At 68.1% G+C, this 22,273-nt stretch carries 19 protein-coding genes; 8 read left to right on the forward strand and 11 right to left on the reverse strand.

Going from position 1 to position 22,273, the window contains the following annotated elements; genetic code table 11:
• Positions 1 to 55: 55 nt before the first annotated feature.
• Positions 56 to 3,070: an RND family transporter gene (locus A5750_RS24130; RefSeq protein ID WP_082959203.1), complete on the forward strand. Its 3,015-nt coding sequence runs from the start codon at positions 56 to 58 to the stop codon at positions 3,068 to 3,070.
• Here the strand turns inward: A5750_RS24130 and A5750_RS24135 are convergent.
• Entirely contained in the window at positions 3,065 to 3,673 is a 609-nt protein-coding gene (locus A5750_RS24135) for a TetR/AcrR family transcriptional regulator (protein WP_067266318.1), read from the reverse strand. The genes A5750_RS24130 and A5750_RS24135 overlap by 6 nt on opposite strands.
• Before the next feature lie 66 nt (positions 3,674 to 3,739).
• Between A5750_RS24135 and A5750_RS24140 the strand changes: the two genes are divergently transcribed.
• From A5750_RS24140 to fadD1, 3 genes are all read left to right on the forward strand, one after another.
• Positions 3,740 to 4,570, forward strand: coding sequence for an alpha/beta fold hydrolase (locus tag A5750_RS24140; protein WP_067266322.1), 831 nt, complete (start codon positions 3,740 to 3,742; stop codon positions 4,568 to 4,570).
• Between the two features lie 32 nt (positions 4,571 to 4,602).
• Entirely contained in the window at positions 4,603 to 5,373 is a 771-nt protein-coding gene (locus tag A5750_RS24145) for an SDR family NAD(P)-dependent oxidoreductase (protein WP_066951272.1), read from the forward strand.
• Between the two features lie 84 nt (positions 5,374 to 5,457).
• The gene (gene fadD1 / locus A5750_RS24150; protein WP_067266325.1) at positions 5,458 to 7,101 is read left to right on the forward strand and encodes a fatty-acid--CoA ligase FadD1; all 1,644 of its coding nucleotides are present in this window, start codon (positions 5,458 to 5,460) and stop codon (positions 7,099 to 7,101) included.
• Here fadD1 and A5750_RS24155 read toward each other — a convergent pair.
• The 9 genes from A5750_RS24155 to A5750_RS24195 all read right to left on the reverse strand — a co-directional run bounded on the left by A5750_RS24155 (position 7,040) and on the right by A5750_RS24195 (position 17,407).
• On the reverse strand, positions 7,040 to 7,693 hold the full coding sequence (locus A5750_RS24155; RefSeq protein ID WP_066951263.1) for a PadR family transcriptional regulator: 654 nt from the start codon (positions 7,691 to 7,693) through the stop codon (positions 7,040 to 7,042). The genes fadD1 and A5750_RS24155 overlap by 62 nt on opposite strands.
• 7 nt (positions 7,694 to 7,700) lie before the next feature.
• Positions 7,701 to 8,123: a Zn-ribbon domain-containing OB-fold protein gene (locus A5750_RS24160; protein ID WP_066951259.1), complete on the reverse strand. Its 423-nt coding sequence runs from the start codon at positions 8,121 to 8,123 to the stop codon at positions 7,701 to 7,703.
• A complete protein-coding gene (locus A5750_RS24165) occupies positions 8,120 to 9,280 on the reverse strand; it encodes a thiolase family protein (RefSeq protein WP_066951255.1) in 1,161 nt (386 codons plus the stop codon). Before A5750_RS24165 ends, A5750_RS24160 begins: the two co-directional genes overlap by 4 nt.
• Before the next feature lie 18 nt (positions 9,281 to 9,298).
• The gene (locus tag A5750_RS24170) at positions 9,299 to 9,628 is read right to left on the reverse strand and encodes a hypothetical protein (protein WP_066951250.1); all 330 of its coding nucleotides are present in this window, start codon (positions 9,626 to 9,628) and stop codon (positions 9,299 to 9,301) included.
• A gap of 1 nt (position 9,629) precedes the next feature.
• On the reverse strand, positions 9,630 to 11,963 hold the full coding sequence (locus A5750_RS24175; RefSeq protein ID WP_066951247.1) for a CoA transferase: 2,334 nt from the start codon (positions 11,961 to 11,963) through the stop codon (positions 9,630 to 9,632).
• A gap of 2 nt (positions 11,964 to 11,965) precedes the next feature.
• On the reverse strand, positions 11,966 to 13,303 hold the full coding sequence (locus A5750_RS24180) for an amidohydrolase family protein (protein WP_066951242.1): 1,338 nt from the start codon (positions 13,301 to 13,303) through the stop codon (positions 11,966 to 11,968).
• Positions 13,304 to 13,544: 241 nt separating this feature from the next.
• Entirely contained in the window at positions 13,545 to 13,958 is a 414-nt protein-coding gene (locus A5750_RS24185; protein WP_066951239.1) for a Zn-ribbon domain-containing OB-fold protein, read from the reverse strand.
• Between the two features lie 6 nt (positions 13,959 to 13,964).
• Positions 13,965 to 15,173 carry a thiolase family protein gene (locus A5750_RS24190; protein WP_066951233.1) on the reverse strand — a complete coding sequence of 403 codons (1,209 nt, stop codon included), beginning with the start codon at positions 15,171 to 15,173 and terminating at the stop codon, positions 13,965 to 13,967.
• Between the two features lie 8 nt (positions 15,174 to 15,181).
• A complete protein-coding gene (locus A5750_RS24195; protein WP_067266330.1) occupies positions 15,182 to 17,407 on the reverse strand; it encodes an acyl-CoA dehydrogenase in 2,226 nt (741 codons plus the stop codon).
• Between the two features lie 145 nt (positions 17,408 to 17,552).
• Here A5750_RS24195 and A5750_RS24200 point away from each other — a divergent pair, with 145 nt between their 5' ends.
• The gene (locus tag A5750_RS24200; RefSeq protein WP_066951225.1) at positions 17,553 to 18,134 is read left to right on the forward strand and encodes a TetR/AcrR family transcriptional regulator; all 582 of its coding nucleotides are present in this window, start codon (positions 17,553 to 17,555) and stop codon (positions 18,132 to 18,134) included.
• Here the strand turns inward: A5750_RS24200 and A5750_RS24205 are convergent, their stop codons facing one another.
• Positions 18,135 to 18,719, reverse strand: coding sequence for a TetR family transcriptional regulator (locus A5750_RS24205; protein WP_066951222.1), 585 nt, complete (start codon positions 18,717 to 18,719; stop codon positions 18,135 to 18,137).
• A 60-nt stretch (positions 18,720 to 18,779) separates the two neighbouring features.
• Here A5750_RS24205 and A5750_RS24210 point away from each other — a divergent pair, with 60 nt between their 5' ends.
• The 3 genes from A5750_RS24210 to A5750_RS24220 all read left to right on the forward strand — a co-directional run bounded on the left by A5750_RS24210 (position 18,780) and on the right by A5750_RS24220 (position 22,213).
• Entirely contained in the window at positions 18,780 to 19,877 is a 1,098-nt protein-coding gene (locus tag A5750_RS24210) for a DUF1214 domain-containing protein (RefSeq protein ID WP_067266332.1), read from the forward strand.
• Complete coding sequence (locus A5750_RS24215; RefSeq protein ID WP_067266339.1) at positions 19,874 to 21,046, forward strand: sulfotransferase; 1,173 nt, start codon at positions 19,874 to 19,876, stop codon at positions 21,044 to 21,046. The genes A5750_RS24210 and A5750_RS24215 overlap by 4 nt, the downstream gene beginning before the upstream one ends.
• Before the next feature lie 78 nt (positions 21,047 to 21,124).
• A complete protein-coding gene (locus tag A5750_RS24220) occupies positions 21,125 to 22,213 on the forward strand; it encodes a DUF190 domain-containing protein (protein ID WP_066951208.1) in 1,089 nt (362 codons plus the stop codon).
• Positions 22,214 to 22,273: the final 60 nt, after the last annotated feature.

The following is a 22,273-nucleotide window of genomic DNA, read 5'->3' on the forward strand; positions in this document are numbered from 1 at the left end:
TCACCAACCAATCATAGGGGGAGCGGTGCAACGGGGGATCTTTTCGGGAACGGGTTTGGTTGGCGCGCCCCGCCGGGCCGAGCCCCAGCTTGAGCGAACCGGTGAATACAGTGCGCGTCTTGCCGCGTTGGGCGGACTTGCCGTCCGGCGCAAGGCATGGGTGATCGGCACATGGATCGGCGTGGCTGCGATCCTCGCGATCGCCTTCCCCCAGCTGGAGACGGTCGTGCGCCAGCAGTCGGTCCAGCTCTTGCCCGGTGACGTGCCGTCGTTTCAAGCGCTCGATCGTATGGCGGCGGCGTTCGACGAGCGGGGTGCGAAGACCTCGATCGTCATCGCGATGGAAGACCCCGCCGGGCTGACCCCACCCGCGCGGCAACGCTACGACGCCCTCGTGGTCGCGCTGCGCGCCGACAAAACTCACGTTCTGCTGGTGCAGGATCTACTTGCCGAGCCCACCACCAGAAGCCGCGCGGTGAGCAAAGACGGAAAGGCGTGGTTCCTGCCGATCGGGATCGCCGGCACACTGGGTGACCCAAAGGCAGCCGAGTCGGTCGACGCCGTGCGCGCGCACGTGTCCTCCGTCGTCACCGGGTCATCGACCACCGCCCGCGTCACCGGCCCGGCCGCGACGTTCCGTGATCAGATCGGCTCAGGCGAACACGAGCTGCTGCTCATCTCGATCGCGACCGCCGCCCTGATCGGACTCATCCTGCTGCTGGTATACCGATCGGTCGCCACCGCCCTGTTGCCGCTATTGGTGATCGGCGCGAGCGTGGCCGTCGGCCGAGGCGTTTTGTCGGCACTCGGTGAATTCGGCGTTCCGGTCTCGCAATTCACCATCGCGTTCATGACCGCGGTTCTGCTGGGCGCCGGCACCGACTACAGCGTGTTCCTGATCAGTCGCTATCACGAACAACGACGGCGTGGAAATGCCCCCGAACAGGCCATCATTCATGCCTGCGGCAGCATCGGGCGCGTCATCCTGGCTTCAGCGGCGACGGTCGCTTTGGCGCTGGCCTCCATGGTGTTCGCTCGCCTGAGCGTCTTCCAGGGTGTTGGCCCCGCATGTGCCATTGCCGTGCTGATCGGATTCCTGGCCACCGTTACGCTGCTCCCGCCGTTATTGGCGCTGGCGGCAAAACGCGGCATCGCCGAGCCGCGCGCCGACTTATCTCGCCAGTACTGGAACCGGATCGCCGTCGTGGTGGTACGACGACCAACGCCGGTGCTGGCCGCGAGCCTGGTGGTCTTGCTGGCCCTGGCCGGCGTCGTGGCCACCATGACGATCAGCTACGACGACCGCAAGGGACAACCCGCGAGCACCCCCAGCAATCAGGGCTATCAGCTGTTGGATCGGCATTTCCCCAAAGACACCGCCATCAACGAATTTCTGCTCGTGCAATCCCGCACCGACATGCGGACCGCCAAAGGCCTCGCCGACCTCGATGCGCTGGCCTCGCGGGTCGCCCAGCTACCCGGGGTCACTCGCGTCTCGGGTGTCACCCGCCCCACCGGGAACCGGCTCGATCAAGCGCAATTGTCATGGCAGAACGGGCAAATCGGCGAAAAGATGGCCGATACCGTCGCCGATGGCGAAGCCCACAAGGACGACCTTGCCAAGCTCACCAACGGTGCCGACCAACTCGCGGCCGGCTTGGGCCAACTCGACACCACGCTGCGGCGCGCGCTCACACCCCTGACCGATCTCTTGGACCAAGCCGGAAGCAGAGGTCAACAGCTGCAGGGCGCGCGGCCCCTGCTGCAACAACTCAAAGCAACCGCACCCGCCGTCGATCAAGCCGTGCACACCGGCGCGGGATTGCGGCCCCTGGCCCAACAAGCCGCCGCCGCCATTGCGGCGATCGAACCACTCGTCGAAGGCCTCAATGCCTCACCCTGGTGCGCCACCACGCCACAGTGCGCGCAACTGCGCGACGAAACCCGCGTACTCGTCACGCTGCGCAAGGGTGGATTCTTCGACCAGGTGGCCGGACTCAGCGATCAGTTCAGCCAAACGGCCACCCTTGCCGGCACACTCACCGATATCCAAAACGCCGCCACCACCATGCAGCGGACGGTCGGCGCGACCGGCGACCCCGCGGACCTGATCGGCAACATCCACCGTCTGCAAGGCGGCGTCAGCCGACTCGCCGCGGGCGCGCAGGCGCTGGCCGACGGGGTACATACCCTCGCCGACAGCAACATTCGGCTACTCGGGGGCATGGGCCAGGTCGCCGCCCAGCTGCAGAACGCCGCTCGCGCCACCTCGGGATCGGACGCCGCCTCCGGGTTCTACCTACCTCCGTCGACATTTGAGAATCGGCAATTCAGCGACCTGGCAAGGCATTTCATTTCCTCCGACGGGCGCACCGCCCGATTCGCCGTCGCATCCTCGTACGACCCTTACTCCGCTGACGCGATGGCCCTGGACCGCAAGATCACCGAAGTGGCGAACGCCGCCCGGCCCAACACCTCGCTGGAAGGCACCTCCATCTCCATGGCCGGCTTCACCGCCGTCAATTCCGACCTCCAACACATGCTGTCCGCGGACTTCACCCGGCTGGCCACCGCCACCCTGCTGATCGTCGGCGTCGTCCTGATCCTGCTGCTGCGTTCCGTGGTCGCCCCGCTCTACCTGCTGGGCACCGTCGTGCTGAACTATTTCGCCGCTTTGGGCCTGGGAGTGCTGTTGTTCCAGTACGGTTTCGGCCACGCCATCGCCTGGCCGGTCCCGCTCCTGGCCTTCATCCTGTTGATCGCGGTCGGCGCCGACTACAACATGCTGGTGATCTCCCGCTTACGCGAGGAGTCCACCGGCAACTTGCGTGTCGGCGTGCTCCGCACCGTCACCAGTACCGGCTCCGTGATCACGTCGGCGGGCCTGATCTTCGCCGCCAGCATGTTTGGACTCATGATCGGATCGCTCGACATGATGGTCCAGGCCGGATTCGTGATCGGCTGCGGGCTGCTGCTGGACACGTTCGTCGTCCGCACACTCACCGTTCCCGCTCTCGCGACCCTCTTACGGGAGCGGAGCTGGTGGCCCCATCGGTTCAGTGCCTCATGACCCCGTAAGCATGCCGTCGATCAGTCGGTGCAGCACCTGCCGCGTCTCGCGGCGCGTGCGTTTCGCATCCTCGGCGGTCGCGATCAGCATGGCCGCCTCGTCGAGCGCACCGATCAGCACGTGCGCCAGCGGCCGCACCGGTTGCTTGGCCAACTGGCCGGCCCGGATCGCCTCGGTGATCAACTGTTCGGTCATGCCCAGGCTGTAACGCTGCGCGACGTCGCGAAAACCGGCCCACCCCAACACACTCGGGGCATCCAGCAACATCAGCTGACGCACCTCCGGATCCCCGGCAACCTCCAGCCACGCGTCGACCGCCGCACGGATCGCGTCCGCCGGTGTCGTCGCACCCGACTCGGCCACCAGGGTGCCCATCCGCGCCATCACGTCCTGCTCGACCGCCTCGACGACCTCGCGGAAAAGCGCTGCTTTGTCGGCGAATTGGTGGTACATCGCGCCGCGCGTAACCCCCGCGACGGCCGCGATCTCGGGCGTTCCGACCTCCGCGTAACCCCGTAGCCCCCACAACTTGCGGGCGGCGGCGATCAGCGCGTCGCGGGTCGCCGCGGAGCGCTCTTCCTGAGTCCGTCTCTTGCTTTCCATACAACCTGTTGGTAACTTACGAACAGACAGCCTGTTTGTAAATGTATCCCGAGGTAGGAGTTCTCTATGTCGACGATCGACATTAGTGCCGGAACCATCCATTACGAAGCAATCGGACCCGAAAGCGGCCGGCCGGTCGTTTTCGTGCACGGGTACATGATGGGCGGCCAGCTGTGGCGCCAGGTCAGCGAACGCCTGGCCGACCGCGGGCTGCGGTGCATCGCCCCGACGTGGCCGCTGGGCGCGCATCCCGAGCCGTTGCGCCGCGGCGCCGATCGGACCATCACCGGTGTCGCGGGGATGGTCGCCGAGGTGCTGACCGCGCTCGACCTCGAGGACGTGGTGTTGGTGGGCAACGACACGGGCGGGGTCGTCACGCAACTCGTGGCCGTGCACCACCCCGAGCGGCTCGGCGCCCTGGTGCTCACGAGTTGCGATGCGTTCGAACACTTTCCGCCACCCATCCTCAAGCCGGTGATCCTGGCGGCCAAGTCGAAGACGACGTTCCGGGCGGTTTCCCAGGCCATGCGAGTGCCGGTGGCGCGCAAGCGCGCGTTCGACGGATTGGCGCACCGCAACATCGACGACCTCACCGAGGCGTGGGTGCGACCGGGGCTGTCCGACCCCCGCATCGCTGAAGACTTGCGCCAGTTCACGCTGTCGATGCGCACGGAAGTGACGACGGCCGTGGCCGCCCGCCTGCCCGAGTTCGACAAGCCCACCCTCATCGCCTGGTCGGCCGACGACGTGTTCTTCGAGCAGGAGGACGGGGCCCGCCTGGCCGCCACCATCCCGAACGCCCGCCTCGAGGTCATCGGCGGCGCCAGAACCTTCTCGATGATCGACCAGCCGGACCGGCTCGCCGACCTCTTGTCGACGATCGCGGTGCGCGCGTAGCCGCCCGCCCCGCCGGCGGTAGCGTCTTGCGCATGTCAGACACGACGCCACCGCTGCGGGGCCGGCGGATCCTGGTCACCGGCGGAGCGACCGGCATCGGTGCGGCCGCCGTGGGGGCCCTCGGCGACGCCGGGGCCGAGGTCACTGCGACCTATCACCAGACGCCGCCGCCGGACGGCCTCGCTGCCAGCTGGCTGCAGTGCGACGTGCGCGACGCCGACGCCGTCTCGGCTATGGTGCGACAAGCCGCCGAGGGCATGGGCGGACTCGACGTTTTGGTGAACGCCGCGGGGCTGTGGCAGGCCGGGATTCCCGGTTACATCGGCGTCGACGAGATCGCGTTTCTGTTGGACACCAACGTCAAGGCGACCATCCTCACCAATCAGGCCGCCTACGCCGTCATGAAGGACCAAGACCCCAAGGGCGGCAGGATCATCAACTTCGGCTCGTCGGAAGCCGTGATGGGCAGCCCGATCTCGGCCGTCTACGCCGCCACCAAGGGTGCGGTCCAGGCATGGACGCGGTCGGCCGCCAAAGCGTGGGCGGTGGACAAGGTCACCGTCAACGCGCTGGCGCCGGCGGTGCAGACGGCCGGCGCCGATCGGTTGCGCGAATTCCTCGGCCCCGACGCGAGCGCGTTCATCGATCAGCAGATGCAGATGATGATTCCCCTGGGCGGGACGCTGGGGGACCCCGCGCGGGATCTCGGCCCGATGCTGGTCTTTCTGGCCGGGCCCGGTTCGGGATTCATCACCGGGCAGCTGCTGGCGGTCGACGGCGGCCTGATGATGGTGGGCGGATAACGAGCCGGCGCCCGGCCGTCGCTACCATAAGACGGACCGTCTCGTCTCGCAGAAGACCAGGCATAGTAGAGGTGATTCCGACCGATGACTGAGGACACGATTCAGGCGCTGCTGCAGAAGCGCTTGTCCGATCCGGGGGTCGCGGTCAAACACCGCGCCCTGCAGTGGAGTTGGAGTCAGTACCTGGCGGCATCGGCGTCGCGCGCAGCAGCCCTGATATCGGCCGCCGACCGAGACCGCCCGATGCACGTTGGCGCCCTGCTGGGAAACAACCCGGAGATGCTGAGCCAGATGGCGGCGGCCGGCCTCGGCGGCTACGTCCTCTGCGGCCTGAACACCACCCGGCGCGGCGAGGCGCTCGCGGCCGACGTGCGGCGCGCCCACTGCCAGTTCCTCATCACCGACGCCGAACACCGCCCGCTGCTCGACGGCCTGGACCTCGAGGGAACGCAGATCCTCGACACCTCGACGCCGCAGTGGACCGAATTCGTCAAGGACGCCGGCGAACTCGTGCCGCACCGACAGGTGACCGCGATGGACCCGTTCATGATGATCTTCACGTCGGGAACGAGCGGAAACCCCAAGGCGGTGCAGGTATCACACCTAATGGCGACGTTCGCCGGCGTCAACCTGGTCCAGCGCTTCGCACTCTCCGAGCAGGACACCTGCTACGTGTCGATGCCACTGTTCCACTCCAACGCCGTCGTCGCGGGGTGGGCACCCGCGGTGGTCTCCGGCGCCGCGATCGTGCCGGCGAAGTTCTCGGCGAGCAGCTTCCTCGACGACGTCCGCCACTACGGCGCGACGTATATGAACTACGTGGGCAAGCCGCTCGCCTACATCCTGGCCACGCCCGAGCGCGACGACGACGCCGACAATCCCCTGCGGGTCGCGTTCGGCAACGAGGCCAACGACAAGGATATCGAGGAGTTCGCGCGGCGCTTCGGCGTCCAGGTCGAGGATGGCTTCGGCTCCACCGAGAACGCGGTCATCGTGATCCGCGAACCCGGCACGCCGAAAGGCTCGATCGGCAAGGGGATCGACGGGGTGGCGATCTACAACAGCGACACCGTCACCGAGTGTGCGGTCGCCCGCTTCGACGCCGACGGCGCCCTGGCCAACGCCGACGACGCCGTGGGTGAGTTGGTCAACACGGCCGGCTCGGGTTTCTTCACCGGCTACTACAACGACCCGGACGCCAACGCCGAGCGCATGCGCCACGGCATGTACTGGTCCGGCGACCTCGCTTACCGCGACTCCGAGGGCTGGATATACCTGGCCGGCCGCACCGCCGACTGGATGCGGGTGGACGGGGAGAACCTCGCGGCCGCGCCGATCGAGCGGATCCTGTTGCGGCACAGTTCAATCAACCGCGTCGCGGTGTACGCCGTTCCCGACGAGCGCGTCGGCGACCAGGTGATGGCCGCGGTCGTACTCAACGAAGGGCACGCCCTCGCCGCCGATTCCTTTGAAGCGTTCCTCGACGCGCAGCCGGACCTGTCCCCCAAGGCCCGCCCGCGCTATGTCCGCATCGCCGCCGACCTGCCCAGCACCGCCACCCACAAAGTGCTCAAGCGTCAACTGATCGCCGAAGGAACGGATATCGCCGCGGGGGAAGTGCTGTGGGAACGCCAACCACGCGGGACCGCCTATGCCGTCGCGACGCCTAGCTCTGACTCCCGGACACCCGCCGGCGGATCTGGCCCTTCGACCGTCGCACCCGCCTGACCGGATCCCGCGTTGTGCCGGCGGCGATCTCGTCACGCAACTGCGCGATGTTGGAGATCTCCGCATACAAGCCGCGGATCGCGTAGTCCAGCACCGCCAACGAGAAGCGCTGGTCCGGGTCGTCGCTGATGCCGAGTTCGCGCGACCGCTGCCGCGACCACAACGCCTCGTCCAGCCGCGCCCGGGTCGCCTCGAGGTGCCGGTCCAACGTGTCGACGATGTGTTCGGGGTCCTCGCCACGGGCGAGCCAGGTCCTGAGGATGACGGGGTGCTTGATGACGACCTGGTCCTCGCCCGGGAAGTGCTGCACCCACCGGCGCAGGGCGTCGAGCCCGGCATCGGTGGTCTCGTAGAGCGTGATCGCCCGCTTGCCGGATTGGGCGCCGATTTCGCTCACCATGCCGCGCGCCAACAAGCGGTTCAGCTCGCGCCGCACGTGACTGACCGACGGCGACCAGTAGAAGTGGCCCACCGACAACTCGGCGCGCATTTTGATCTCGCCGGCGGTGAGCTGCTCGTCGTTGGCGGCCAGCACACCCAGCACGAGGTAGGCGGTTACCGGGAGGCCGTTGCTGGTGCGCCGGGGGCTCACGATTGGTCTACTTCTGGCCGGTGAAGTACGGCAGCGTGACATCGGGGCCGACGGCGTGGAACTGCACCCGCACGCGCATGCCGATCCGCAACTCCTCCGGCGCCACGCCGACGACGTTGGTCAACATCTGGTACCCCTCGTCCAGCGTGACGATCGCGGGCGCGTAGGGCGGTTCGAATTCCGCGGTCACCGGACGGTGCACCACCGTCCAGCTGTAGATGTCGCCCAGTCCGGCGCTGCGCTCCCAAGGCACCCGCGCCGAAAGGCATTGGCGGCAATGCTCGGTCGGCGGGAAGTTCGCCAGGCCGCAGGCCTCGCAGCGCTGGTACCGCAATTCGCCGGACCGGCAGCCCTCCCAGAACGGAACGCTGAGGTGGCTACTCGCGTGGGGCACGGGGCCGGCTTGCGGGCGCAGGGCATCGGAAGTCACAGCGGTTCGTCTCCCAGAATCAGCAGTGTGGTGAACAAGGCCCCCGCTCCCCCGTTGCTGCACAACGCGATGTGCGCGTCGGGAACCTGAAGCTCGCCCGCCTGGCCGCGTAGCTGCTGGACGGCGCGGACGGCCCGCTGCATCATCTGCGGATTGGAGCCCGCGTGGCTGAACGACATGGTTCCTCCGTCGGTCGTGATGGGGTGGCTGCCGTCGATGGCGATGTGGCCGTCGGCGACGAACGGTCCGCCCTCGCCTTCGCCGCAGAACCCGAAAGCCTCGAGCTGGCGGATGATTTCGAAGGAGAAGGGGTCGTACAGTTCCAACACGTCGACATCGGCGGGTCGCAGCCCGGCGTGGTCGAACGCGCGCTCGGCCGCGCGCCTGCCGACCACGCCATTGACATGTCGGTCCCGCCGCCCGCTGAGGTCCCACGCCGGGGGGTGCTGGTAGGACGGGCCGTGGAAGTCGGCGCCGCTGCCCAGCACGTAGATCGGTTCGCTTGCGCGGTCGGTCTTTTCGACGTTGGCCACGACCAGTGCGCATCCGCCTTCGGAGGTGGTGGCGCAGTCGAGGAGGTGAAAGGGGTCGGCGATGGGCCGGGATGCGGTGATGTCGTGGGGCGCGAAGGGTCCGCGTTGGTAGTAGACGGCTTCGGGGTTGCGCGATCCGTTGTTGCGGATGGTCGCGGCCACGATCGAAAGTTGTTCGCGCGTCGTGCCGTAGGTGTGCATGTGCCGGCGCGCGATGAGCGCGAACTCGGCGGTGGTGAACATGCCCCACGGCGCGACGAATTCGTTCTCGGGCCGGGTCCACGGCGCGGTGGCCTCGTGGTCGCGGTACTCGCCGGCCTGGGCGGCCACCAGCACCACCACGTCCGCCATGCCGTGTTCGATGGCGGTGACCGCCTCGGTGATCATGCCGACGCCGAAGGCGAGGCCCTGCCAGGCCGGGCCGAGGCGCAGGTCGTAGATGAGCGCCGTGGACAGCGGCCCCGCGCTGATACCGTCGACGTCTTCGAGGCGCAGGCCCGCGTCGTCGAGTGCGCCCCGGATGGCCGCCAGCGCCAGGCTGCGCGAGGTCTCGCCGTCCAGGCGGCGGCCCTGGCGGGTGTTGTGCACGCCGACAATCGCCGCGGTGCGTTGTGTGCCTGCCACTTCTGTGATCCTTCGCGTTTAGTTTTCGTCCGCCACGACACCGAGGTAGGTGCCGACGACGTCGTACGGTCGCCCGTCGCGGGTGATGGTCCCGATCGTCGTGGTTCGGGCGTCGGCGGGCGCCGCGCCGGCGTCGACCACATCGATCCGCACGTCCACGGGCCGGGCCGTCTGCGGGTCGGTGATCTCGACGACCATCGCCACCGCGCGCTCGCGCTCGTCCCATTCGACGCTGGTGATGCGGTGCCGGGCGGTCAACTCCATCACCACCGAGTCCTCGCGCACCAAAAAGCGCACCGGTGCGCACAATTCGCCGGCCCGGGGTGGCACGCACAGGGTGACCGCCACGTCACAGGCCCGCCGGCCGGGCGCTGGTGGTCCCCGACTGCCGCAGCGCGGACAACTGCGCTGCGCTGCGCCCCAGCACGTCCGTCAGGACCTCGTCGGTGTGCTGGCTGTACAGGGGCGGCGCCCGGCGGATCCAGCGCCGCGGTCGGCCGAGGAACGCGAACGGCATTCCCGTGCACAGGAAGGAACCGGCGACCGGGTGGTCGACGGTTTCCCAGAAGCCCCGCGCGTGCAGGTGTGGGTCGCGCAGGAGTTCCGGGGCCGGCGTGACGCGCGCCGCGGCCACGCCGGCGCCGCGCAGCGCTTCGACCGCATCGGCCACCGACCGGCGCCCCGTCCAGTCCGAGATGAGCTTGTCGATTTCGTCCGGGTGCTCCAGCCAGTCACCGGCGCGAAGATCCGGTTGGACCAGCAGCCTGGCCAGGGAGGTGCGGGCGGCGTCGTCCGTCGCGGCGAGCGCCACCCAGTCGTCCTCACCCAGACAGCGGTAAACCCCCTGCGGGCTTGCGCCGGGGCCACGATTCCCGTTGCGGCGCATCTCGATTCCGTTACGGGAGTACTCCACCAGCATTTCGGCGGCCACGTTCAGAGCCGCCTCCACCATCGTCGATTCGACGAGCATCCCGGTCCCGTCGCGGTCACGCACCACCAGCCCCGCCACGGCGGCGAAGGCCGCGTGCAGGCCTGCGATCGGGTCGCACACACCGCGGGGAATCACCGGAGGGCCGTCGGCGTGTCCGGTCATCCACGCCATGCCGGTGGCCTGCTCCATCGTCTGGGCGAAGCCCACCCGGTCGCGCCACGGCCCGTCGAGACCGAACGCGGGCATCCGCACCATGATGGCGCGGGGGTTGGCCGCGCGCACGGCATCCCAGTCCAGACCGAAGTTCGTCATCACCCGGGGCGAGAAGTTCTCGATGACGAGATCGCTTGCGGCGATGAGCTCCAGCGCGACGGCCCGTCCCGCGTCGGTGTTGAGCTCGACGCTGACGCCGCGCTTGTTGCTGTTGCTGCACAGAAAGACCGGGCCCCACTCCCACCATTGGTCCCAGGTGGGTGGGCGGCCGGCGGAGAACCGCATCCCGTCGGGCCGGCGGACGCCCTCGACTTTGATCACGTCGGCGCCCAGGGCGCCCAGCAGTTGGGTGGCGACCGGCCCCGCCCAAAAGGCGGTGAAATCGGCGATCCGCGTGTCGGCCAGCGGGAGTGCGTCGTTGTCGGCACCCGGCGGCGGGGCCGGCCGTGGCGGCCAGTGAACGCGGCCGTTGTCCGCACCGAGCAGCGGCGCCCGCCCGGGCGGTCCGGCTTCCATCGCGTCGCTGCGATACGGCACCCTGGGCTGCAACACGCCCGCATCGGACGCGACGAAAACGCCGCGCTGCACGAAATGGTCGATGGTGGGCAACATCTCGGGTGTGGCGATGGGGGCGACCGGGATTCGGAAAGCGACCGCGAGGTCGACGATCTCCTGCGTGGTCCGGGATTGCGTCCACTGCGTGACCATGCCGACGAATTCGTCGCGGCGGGCGACGCGGCCGTCGAAAGACGCCAGCTCGGCGTCGTCGAGCAGATCGGCGCGATCGATCAGCACCAGGAAGTCCTGGAACTGCTGCGCGGTGATGGTGCAGAAGCCGACCATGCCGTCGGCCGTGGGGACGATCGACGGCAGTTCCAAACTGCGCTGTCCCAGCAGGGAATCCGCGCCCAGCACGCTGGCGGACATGGCGGACAGGCCACCCATCGCGATCACCATCGCCTCGTACGTCGAGACGTCGATGATTTCCCCGCGGCCGCTATGCGCCGCATGCCGGGCGGTCGCCGCGCCGACGGCGGCGGCGAATGTGCCCGCCAACCACTCACCGAGTTGGCCGCCGGCCTGCACCGGCTCGTCCTCTGGCCAGCCGCGACCGGCGGTCGAGCCGCACAGGGCCTGCAGGATGAACTCGTTGGCGGCCAACCGATCGTCGACGTACGGGCCGGCCGTGCCGAACGGCGTCACGGCGACCACCACGGCCGAAGGGCCGGTATGGGAACCGATCTTGTCGAGGGCCCACCCGTCGGTCAGGTCGGTGAGGACGATGTCAGCGCCGGCCAGCAGCGCGGAGATCTCTGCCTGGCCCCTGTTGGTCACCGACTTCTTGCCCGCGGCCAGATAGCCGAACAGCGCGCCGGGTGGGCCGCCGGCCGACCGCGCGCGCAGGGAATCGCCGTCCGGCGATTCGATTTTCACCACCTCGGCGCCGGCGTCAGCGAACATCTTTCCGCAATAGGACACCGCGATTCCGTTGGACAACTCCAGGACGCGCCAGCCCGCGAACGGCGCTTGGGGCGACACGTTCAGTTGCCCAGGGTGGTGGCCCGGCCCGCAATGCCGCCGGCTTCCGCCGTCACCTGCGCCTGCAGCGCGAACTGGGTCATCCGGGTCCACGCGTCGCGGTCACGCTGGCTCGCCTGGCGCCCCACATGCGTCACGACATCGACGTCGGTGGCCTGGGAGCGCAGATACCCGGCGCGGGCGTGTTCCTTGGGGATGTGCCGGAACGGGTCGAACGAGTAGGCGGCCATGGCGTTTTCGTGGGTGATCTTGTCGATCACCGAGTCGTCGAGATGCCCCATGGTCGCGATGACATCCTCGGGCGCGAACGGCCAGTTGCTGTCGGAATGGGGAAAGTCGGACTCCCAGCACAGCATGTCCTCGTTGAACCAGTCCATGTTGCGCACGCCGACCTTGTCGCTGATGAAGCACGTGTAGAAGTGCCGCTTGAAGACGTCGGCCGGGCCGCTGTAGCCAGGCGGGAACTTGGCCAGCGTCCACCCCGAGTGGCGGTTGTAGACGTGCTCGGCCCGCCACAGGAAGTACGGTATCCAGCCGACGTCACCCTCGGTGAGGGAGAACTTCAGCTGCGGGAAGTCGGCCCAGAACTCGGCCCAGATCAGCTCGGTGAACGTGAACATGCTCATCATGGACGACGCCGTCATCTGCACACTGGGCGGGGCATCCGTCGACACCTGCGGAGACCGCGACGCGGAGCCGACATGCGTGCACAGCACCGTCTTGTTCTCACAGACCGCCTCGAACAGCGGATACCAGTATTTGGTGTGAATGCTGGGCATTTCCAACGCCTCTGGATTCTCCGAGAACGTCACCGCGTGGCAGCCCTCCTTGGCGAGGCGGTCGACTTCCTTCGCCGCCTCGGCCACGTCGAACAGCGGCAGGATGCCGCAGGGAATGAAGCGGCCCGGATAGGCCGCGCACCACTCGTCGATGTGCCAATCGTTGTAGGCCTTGATCATCACCAGGTTGACGTCACGGTCGGGGCCCTGGTTGAGGACCTGGCCGGAGAAGCCGGTGAAGTTGGGGAAGTTCAGGCCGGCCAGCTGGCCTCCGGCGTTCATGTCGCGGACCCGCTCGTCGACGTTGAAGCACCCGGGCCGCATCTCGTCGTAGCGCGAGGCGTCGATGTTGTACATCTCCCGCGGCTTTCCCGCCACGGCGTTCAGGCCCATGTTCCGCCCGCGGACCTCGCCGTAGTACCACTGCTGGATGCCGTCGGGTTCGACGACCACGCGCGGGGCGCGGTCCTTGTATTTCGCAGGGACGTGCGCGTCGAACATGTCAGCCGGCTCGGCGATGTGATCGTCCACGCTGATCAGGATCAAGTCGTCCTTGTTCATGCCGCACTCCTCGCCGCCGTAGTGACTAGTAGATAATGGCGCCGATCACAGTGTCAACCGTGTCCGCCAGATCGCGGCCGCGGTTAAACGGTTGCATCACAATGACGAATTGCGGCCGGCGTCCCGCCAGCCTCGGGTCTCGGCCGCGGACGACATGGTGACTATTAGTCCCTCCCGCCCGATTGTGCGGCTGGCCGCACGTTCGGGCTCGACTGTGCGGCTCGCCGCACACTCGGCAAGGTCAGTCGGCGGGTGCGTACCGCAGCATCGTGACGTCGTGTTCGGGGTAGTCGAAGAACACCGGCTTCACCCGCATCCCCACCCGCAGGTCGGCGGGGTCGACGTTGACCATCTCGGTGGAAAACCTTGGCCCCTCGTCCCATTCGACGATGGCCAGCAGCTGCGGCACGGCGTCGGCGAAGTGCGGGCTGACCGGCCGGCGCGCCACGGTGAAGGAATACAACGTTCCCATGCCGGAGATCTCTCGCCACTCCAGATCGTCGGCGAGTGTGCGCGGCGCCCGCACCCGCGGGTAGAACACGTAGCTTCCCAGCGAGGGCGAGTACTGGATGACGATCCGGTGCTGCGCCAGCGCGTCCCAAAACGGCGTGCTGGTGGGGGTTTTGACGGGCATCGGGCGCTCGAAGGTGGCCATCTGCGATCAGTCCCCCTCGAGAATCAGCGTGGTCTGTTCCGACAGGATTCCGCCGTTGCCGGACACGAAGGCGCGGTTACAGTCGGCCACCTGCGCCGCGCCGGCGCGGCCCATGATCTGGCGCGTGGCGTCGCAGACGTGGTGCATGCCGCCGGCGAGACCGGCCTGACCGAAGCCCAGTTGCCCGCCCGCGGTGTTGAGCGGGAAATCGCCGCGGAAGGTGAGGTCATGGTTGGCGACGAACTCCATGCCCTTGCCCTTCTCGCAGAAGCCCGCGTCTTCCAGCGACAGCAGCACGGTGATGGTGTAGCAGTCGTAGATCGACACCACGTCCATCTGCTCGCGGCTCAGGTCGGTCATGGCGAACGCGGTGTCGGCGGCCTCCGCGATCGGGGTGTGCAGCAGGTCCTTGGCGTAGGTCGGGGTCTTGAACGGCACGTGTTCGCCGAATCCCTTGATCCACACCGGCCGATGGCGCGCGCGTTTGGCGAGATCCGCGTTGGCGACGACCACCGCGGCGCCCCCGACGCAGGGCATGACGATCTCCAGCATGTGCAGCGGGTCGGCGATCACCGGGCTGGCCAGGACGTCGTCGACCGTGAGCGGCTTGTCCTTCCAGATCGCGCCCTCGGTGTGGTTGGCATTGAACCGCTGGTCGACGACGATCTTGGCCATCGCCCGCTCGTCATACCCGTAGACGGCCGCATAGCGCTGGGCCACCTGCCCGTAGGGCCCGTTCTGGCCGAGATTGCCGTAGGGGATCTCGAATTCGGCCTGGGGAGAGCCGTATTGGTTGCTCGACGAGCCGAAGAACATCGCGTCCACCAGCGGCCTGGGCTTTTTCTTTGACGAGGGGGTGATGTACCGCGCGGGCAGCGCACACAGGACCGCGTCGCAGATGCCCAGTTCGATCGCCGCTGCCGCACGCCAGACCATGGCCGCTGCGCTGGCTCCGCCGAGGTCGACGTGCTCGGCGAATCGCGCTCCGACGCCGAGGTATTCGGCGATGGTGGAGGGTACGAAGATCTCCGACTCCGCCAGGTGCGATGCCACGATCCCGTCGACGACATCACCGGGGAGTCCGGCGTCCTCGAGTGCGGCCGCGGAGAGTTCCGCCCATTGTTCGATCGCGAACGGCGCGAGCGAGGCCTTGTTGAGCCGCTCGGGCGGCAACTCGACGTAGCCGACGATTGCCGCTTCTCCGCGTAATCCCATGGGCCATCCTACTTTCTGGGAAGTCCGAGGATCATCTGCGCGATGATGTTCAGCTGGATCTCCCGGGTTCCGCCGCCGATCAGCTCGGCGGGCAGGTGCAGGTAGCCCTCCACGATGTCGGGGTCGGCGTCGGCAACCATCGCCGTGCGTCCAGTCAACCGCAGCGTGGCCTCGAACGTCCTGCGCAGCAGCACGTTCATCGCCACCTTCGCGATGCTGGACGCCGGCCCCGACGCCTGACCGTCGAGCAGCCGGATGGTCTCCCGCACCCCCAGTGCCTTGATGGCATTGGTGTACGCGTCGAGTTCGCCGAGCGCGCGCAGCGCGTCATCGCGGTCGGGCCCCGGCTCGGCCGCGAGCCGGCGCAGCGCTGCAGCCCTGTCGAACTTCACGTAACCGCTGATGGCCGAACGCTCTTCGGCCATGGTGGCGATCGCGAGGTTCCATCCGTCGGTGGGAGCACCCAGCAACATCTCGTCGGGCACGAAGACGTCGTTGAGGAACACCTCGTTGAAGTGCGCCTGCCCGGTGGCCGTTTTGATCGGCTGGATTTCGATGCCGGGCGACCGCATATCGAGGATGAAGTAGCCGATGCCGCGATGCTTGCTGGCTTCGGGGTCGGTGCGCGCCAGCAGGGCGCCAAGGTCGGCGTACTGCGCCAACGACGTCCAGATCTTGTGGCCGTTGATCCGCCAACCGCCGTCGACCTTGGTCGCCCGAGTGGCCAGCGACGCAAGGTCGGAGCCGGCACCCGGCTCACTGAACAGCTGGCACCAATGAATCTCGCCGCGTTGGGTCGGCGGAATCAGCTTTTCTTGCAGATCTTTTGGTGCAGCGGCCAGCACCGAGGGCAGGATCCACTCGGCGATGTTCAGCGACGGCCGGACCAGCCCGGGTCGCTTGGCGAACTCTTCGTCGATGATGAGCTGTTTGAGGGGACCCGCGTCGACGCCCCACGGCGCCGGCCAGTGCGGAGCCATCAGGCCGGCGTCGGCCATCAAAGTGCGCTGGGGCCCGGAGGCCTGGTCCGGGTAGTCGCCGTGCGGTGCCGGCTGGTCATTGCGCAATTGCATTGCGGCATCGAGGGTCTCGGCCACCCACGCCCGGAACTGCGATTCCGCGTCGCCGAGGTCGACCGACATGTCGCGTTGCTGGGTGCAGGTCAGCTGGCCCAGGCGGCGGGCCCAGCGATTCGCCGGGCCGATCGAGGCCGCGAGGCTGATCGCCCGCCGCCAGTACAGGTGCAGATCGTGCTCCCAGGTGAACCCGATGGCCCCGAACATGGTCAACGCGTCGAGGACGAGGTCGGGTACCGGTGAGATCGCGATCACCGCCGCACCGGCGGCGGCCATGCGGTGCTGGTCGATCGCTTCGTCGGCGGCGCGCACCGCGTCCCAGGCCGCCGCGGTGGTCAGCTCGCTGCTGACCAACAGCATCGCGGCGTTGTGCTGCAACGCCTGGAAGGTACCGATCACCTTGCCGAACTGTTCGCGGATGCGCAGGTGCGCGGTCACCGCTTCGACGCACCACTGCACGATGCCGGCCATCGCGCTGGCCAGCAGGCCCAGCGTGACGCACCGCGCACGCTCGGGATCGATCCCGGTGAGAACCTGCGCGCCGGCAGCGCGATAGTCGTCGAGCCGCAAAATGCCGGCGTCCGCGACCAGGTCCGTACCGTTGACGGACTCCGCTGTCGCCGTGGGGTTTTCGCTGTCGACGGCCACCCAGACCACGCCGTCGCCTTCCGCGCGGGCGCCGACGAGGACCGTTCGCGCCGCGCACACGCCCGCGGTGACCTCCGACGCCCCGGTGATCCGCCATCCCCCGCCGTCGGCGTGCGCCCTGAAGTCGCCGTCGTCGGGGAGCACGATGGCCGCGGTGACGCCGGCCGACAGGTCGCGCAGCAGCGCTTCGGCGGCCGGTGTCGGATCGGCGAGCAAGGCGACGGCCCCCGCGGCGACCGTCGGCAGCAGCGGGCCGGGCAACAACGCCTTGCCCGCCGCCTCCAGAACGCAGGCCGCGTCGATCAGCCGGCCGCCCTGGCCGCCCAGGCTCTCCGGCAAATGCACGGCGTGAAAGCCGTTGCCGACGAGGGCATCCCACCATCCGGGGCGCCGCCCCGCCGCGAGGTCCTCGAAGCTGTCACGGGTGGCGGCGACGGGGGCGTGCCGGCCGGCGAACTGCCCAACGGCGTCGCTGAGCTCCTGCTGCTCCGGGCTCAGTCCCAGGGTCACGATGACGGCCGGGAGGTGACTATGGTTGGCCGCACGGACTGATATCCTTCCGAGACTTACAAGACGGACCGTCTCGTCTTGTGGCAGACTACCGGGGGTAGTCAGGCTATGTAAAGCGGGCCGCCGCGGCAGTGAGGATCACCATATGCCAAGCGATCTCACTCAGGTGAGCACGCCGAGGCGGCGCAGCGAGAAGTCGCGCACGGCGATCGTCACCGCCACGCGCGAGCTGCTTCTCGAGCGCGGCTTCGACGGCCTGACCATCGAGGCGGTCGCCGCCCGGGCCGGCGTGGGCAAGCAGACCATCTACCGGTGGTGGCCGAGTCGCCCGGCGCTGGTCGCCGACGTCATGCTCGAGGACGCCGATCGGCTGCTGGCGTCGGTATCCCATACCGGCGACCTGACGGCGGACCTGGTTCGCTGGGTGGGCAAGCTGGCGACCAGCCTGACGACCGCCCGCGGCGCCGCGATGTTGCGAACCCTGACCGTCGCCTGCATGGAACACGAGGACACCGCCGTCAGACTGCGCGCCGGATTCAGCGCGCCGCTGCACGAAAGCGTGCGGGCCCGGCTGCTCGCCGACGGCATCGCCGCCGCCACGGCCGAATCGGCCGCGGACGCGATCGTCGGCGGTGTGGTGTATCCGATCCTCTCCGGCGCACAGCCCTACTCACGACGACGGGCCGAGCGCACGACGCGGCTCATCGTCGAGGCGCTCAAAGGCTGATCACCCGATCGTGATCGCTGCCAGGCCCCGACTCACGCGGTCCGGTAGGGAGCCCCCGTGGCTGAGCCAGTCGTCGAGGGCGATCCGCACGGTCGCCATCGCCAGGGCGCCGATCAGGCGGGGCCGGGGATCGTGGTCCGCCAATCGCGGCAGCCGCGGCGCGATCAGCTCGGCGATCGCCAGCTCGTAACGCACATAGATGTGCAATGTCCACGCGTCCAACGTCTCGGAAGACCTTGTCAGAACCGCCAAATCGCGAACCTGGTCCTCGATGTCGCCGAACCCGGCGGCGAGCTCGGAGAAGGCGCCGATAACGGCGGCGGTGGCGCTCAGGCCTTCGGGCTGGGCGGCCAGGGCGGCGGTGATCCGGTTGAGCCAATGGACCGTCATGCCCTCGGCGACGGCGTCCTCCTTGGAGTTGAAGTAGCGGAAGAAGGTCGCCCGTCCGATGTCGGCCTCGTCAGCGATGCGGTCCACCGTCGCGCCGGCCAGGCCGCGATCGGCGACCAGCTGAGCGGCGGCGGCGGCGATGCGCTGACGCATGGCCGTTCGCTTGCGTTCGGCCAACGATGTCGTGGCAGCCATTCCCCCGCCTTTTCCGCGAATCGACGCCTAAGTCGTAAGACATAGTCTTAGCATGAGACGATGTCTCACGATACCGATTCGTCCGATCAAACGGCCCCGAAGGCGCGCGCCGCGTGGCAGTTCGTCCAGCAGATGCTTGCGGACATCACCAAGGTCGTGAGCGAAGACGCCGAATCCGAGCGGGAACTGCTCGAAGGCCTGCGGCTGATCGCCCGCGTCTCGTCCCTGTGCGCACAGATGTCCGTCGAGGCGGACCCCGAGCGGCCCTCCTTCTTCGATATGTGTTCGGACAACCGCATGGTCGGTGGACCCAATCCCGACGGCAACTACTACCTGGCGATGATTCGTGGGGACCGGAGCTACCGGATCACCGGATCCCGGGGCACCAGCGCCTACCTCGGGCTGCAGATCCTGGCCGGGACGGGACTCACGCCGCGCCGCATGGCGGCATACGTCAGCGACAGTGACTTGGCCTTGGACTCAGGCGAATTCGCGCTCGTGCTGTCGACGGACCAACCGGCCGATCTCGCCGGTGCGCAATGGGTGAAGATTCCCGAGGACGCCTCGTCGGTGGTGGTCCGGGAGTACATCGGTGACCGGGCGCTCGAAGAGTTGGCCACGCTGCGGATCGAGGCCTTGGACCCCGGCCCGCTGGCGCCGCTGAAGGACGGCGAACTCGCCGACCAGTTCACCGCGATGGCGTGGTCACTGATGAAGCTCGCGACGTTGCACCGCACCGTCAAGCCGGAACTGCTCGACATGCCCAACATCTTGCTGACCGCCGAGGCCGCCAACCTCGGCGCCGCCGATACCACCCCGGACAACCTGTACATGATCGGGACCTACCGGCTCGAACCGAACGAGGCCCTGGTTCTCGACATCGCTCCCCCCGATACCCGGTACTGGAACGTCACGCTGGAGAGCATCTGGCACGAGTGCCTGGAACCGCGCGCCCGGCACAGCTCGGTGACCAACCGCGGCGTCTTGCCCGACTCGGACGGCCGGGTGCGAATTGCGATCTCCGCGAAGGACTTCGGAGTCGGCCATTGGCTCGACACCGGTGGCCGGCATCGCGGCTTCGTCGTCCTGCGCTGGCTGGACAACCCCAGCCCTCCCGACGTAGCAGTGGCGGTGCGCCGATGTGAGGAGCCGGTATGACACTGAAGGACCGATTCGCCCCCGAACGGCTGATAGCCACCGCCTGCGAGGAAGTCGGCAGCGACGACTTCGGCGCCGAGGGGTGGCGGCCGGGCTTGCACCGCCTCACCGACGGGCTGATCAACGACGCGCGCCTGTCGGACATCGGCGTGGAGATCGCCCACCTCGACATCATGCGGGCCCTGAAGAATCGCCTGGGCGTGATCGCCTGGCGCAAGCAGCATCCCGAGATCGCGACGAAACCGGTTGCGGCGCCGATCTTCATCGTCGGTCAGCCCCGTACGGGGACCACGATCCTTTACGACCTGCTCGCCCAGGACCCTGCGCTGCGCGCCCCATTGACCTGGGAGGTCGACGAGCCTTGCCCGGTTCCGCAGCCGGAGACCTATCACGACGATCCGCGCATCGCGCAGGCGCAGGCCACCATCGAGATGTCCGAGCAGATCATGCCGGGATTTCTGGCGTTTCATCCGATGGGCGCCCTCGTCGGCCAGGAGTGCGTGCGCATCACGGCCGCAGAGTTCGTCAGCATGATCTTTTCGGTGCAGTACCGCCTGCCGAGTTACTACCGCTGGCTGCTCTACGAGGCGGACCACGCGGGTGCCTACCGCTTTCACCGAATCTTCCTGCAGCACTTGCAGTCCGGCGTTCCCGGGCAGTGGTTGCTGAAGTCGCCGGCGCATTTGTGGCAACTCGACACGCTGCTGGCCGAGTACCCCGACGCGTTGATCGTGCAGACCCATCGCGACCCGCTCAACGTCATCTCGTCGATCGCCGCGCTGACCCATCACCTGCGCCGGATGTGCAGCGACGAGTCCAGCATCGCCGAGTGCGCGGCGCAGTCCTACGAGGAGATCGTCGTCGGGCTGGAACGCGAGATGACCCTGCGCGACAGCGGGGCGGTGCCGGCGGACCGCGTGATCGACGTGCAGTACACCGACTTCATCAATGACCCGTGGACCACGATCAAGGACATCTACCAGCGGCTCGACCGCGAGCTGCGACCCGACGCCGAGCAGAAGATGCGTGACTTCCTCGCCGCCCACCCCGGTGACGGTGGGCGCGGCCGCTACACCTGGTCGGATACCGGTCTCGACGCCGGCGAGGTCCGCCAGCGGGTGCGCGCCTACCAGGACCGCTACGCGGTGCCGACCGAAAACCTACGGTGAGCCGCACAGCGTCGAACACCGTTGCGACGCTTGAGGTCTCCAACCGAGTAGGATCGCCGCAAAGCGACGGGAGCGGCCATGGACGAAGACTGTCTGAAGCTCACCACCTACCTGGCCGAGCGTCGCCGGACCGACCAAGGCTTCGTGTCCGATGTGCTGCTCGACCTCTATGCCCGGCATCGCATCGCCTGTGGCGTGGTGCTCCGTGGCATCGGCGGCTTCGGTTCCGGGCGCCACCTGAGGACAGACGAGTCGCTGACGTTGTCCGAGGACCCGCCCGTCGCCATCATCGCCGTCGACACCAGGGCGAGGATCGAGGCCCTGCTCGACCCGGTGCTCGCCATCAAGCAGCGGGGCCTGGTCACTTTGGAGCGGGCGCGGCTGCTACGCGACGGCGGGGAACTCCTAGAGCCGCTGCAACTTCCCGACGAATTGCGGGAAGCCGTCAAGCTGACCGTCTACGTCGGCCGCAAGGAACGTGTCAACGGCGCCCCCGCCTACGTCGCCGTCTGCGATGTGCTGCATCGCCGACGGATAGCGGGCGCATCGGTGCTGCTGGGCGTCGACGGCGTCACCCACGGACAGCGGCACCGTGCGCGCTTCTTCGGCCGTAACGCCAACGTCCCGATGATGATCGTCGCCGTCGGATCCGGCGAGCGCATCGCAGCGGTGCTGCCGGAGCTGATGGGGCTGCTCCGGCAACCCATGGTCACGCTGGAGCGGGTCCGCGTGTGCAAACGCGACGGCGAACTCCTGGAACGGCCGCACGCCCTCCCCGGGGTCGACGAGCGGGGTCTGCCACTGTTCCAGAAGCTGACGATCTACACGTCCGAGTCGGCTTTACGCGGCGGGGTGCCGATTCACCGCGCGATCGTGCAGCGGCTTCGTCAACGCGAAGCGCCCGACGGCGCGACGGTGGTGCGGGGCATCTGGGGCTACCACGGCGACCATCAACCGCACGGTGACAAGTTCCTGTCGCTGCGCCGGCGCGTCCCCGTGGTGACCATCGTCGTCGACACTCCGGCCAACATCGCCGAATCCTTCGACGTGATCGACGAATTGACCCGCGACGACGGGCTGGTGACGAGCGAGATGGTGCCCGCAGTGGTGTCGGACGAACGTGACGCCGGGGACGGCCCGCCCCGGATGGCCGACCACCGCTACTAGCGGCGATCGCGAGCGCGGCGGTGGGGGCACCTCCCGCTTGCGGGGGACCGGGCGAATGCG

Source organism: Mycobacterium sp. 852002-51613_SCH5001154 (assembly GCF_001667425.1).
Classification (GTDB): domain Bacteria; phylum Actinomycetota; class Actinomycetes; order Mycobacteriales; family Mycobacteriaceae; genus Mycobacterium.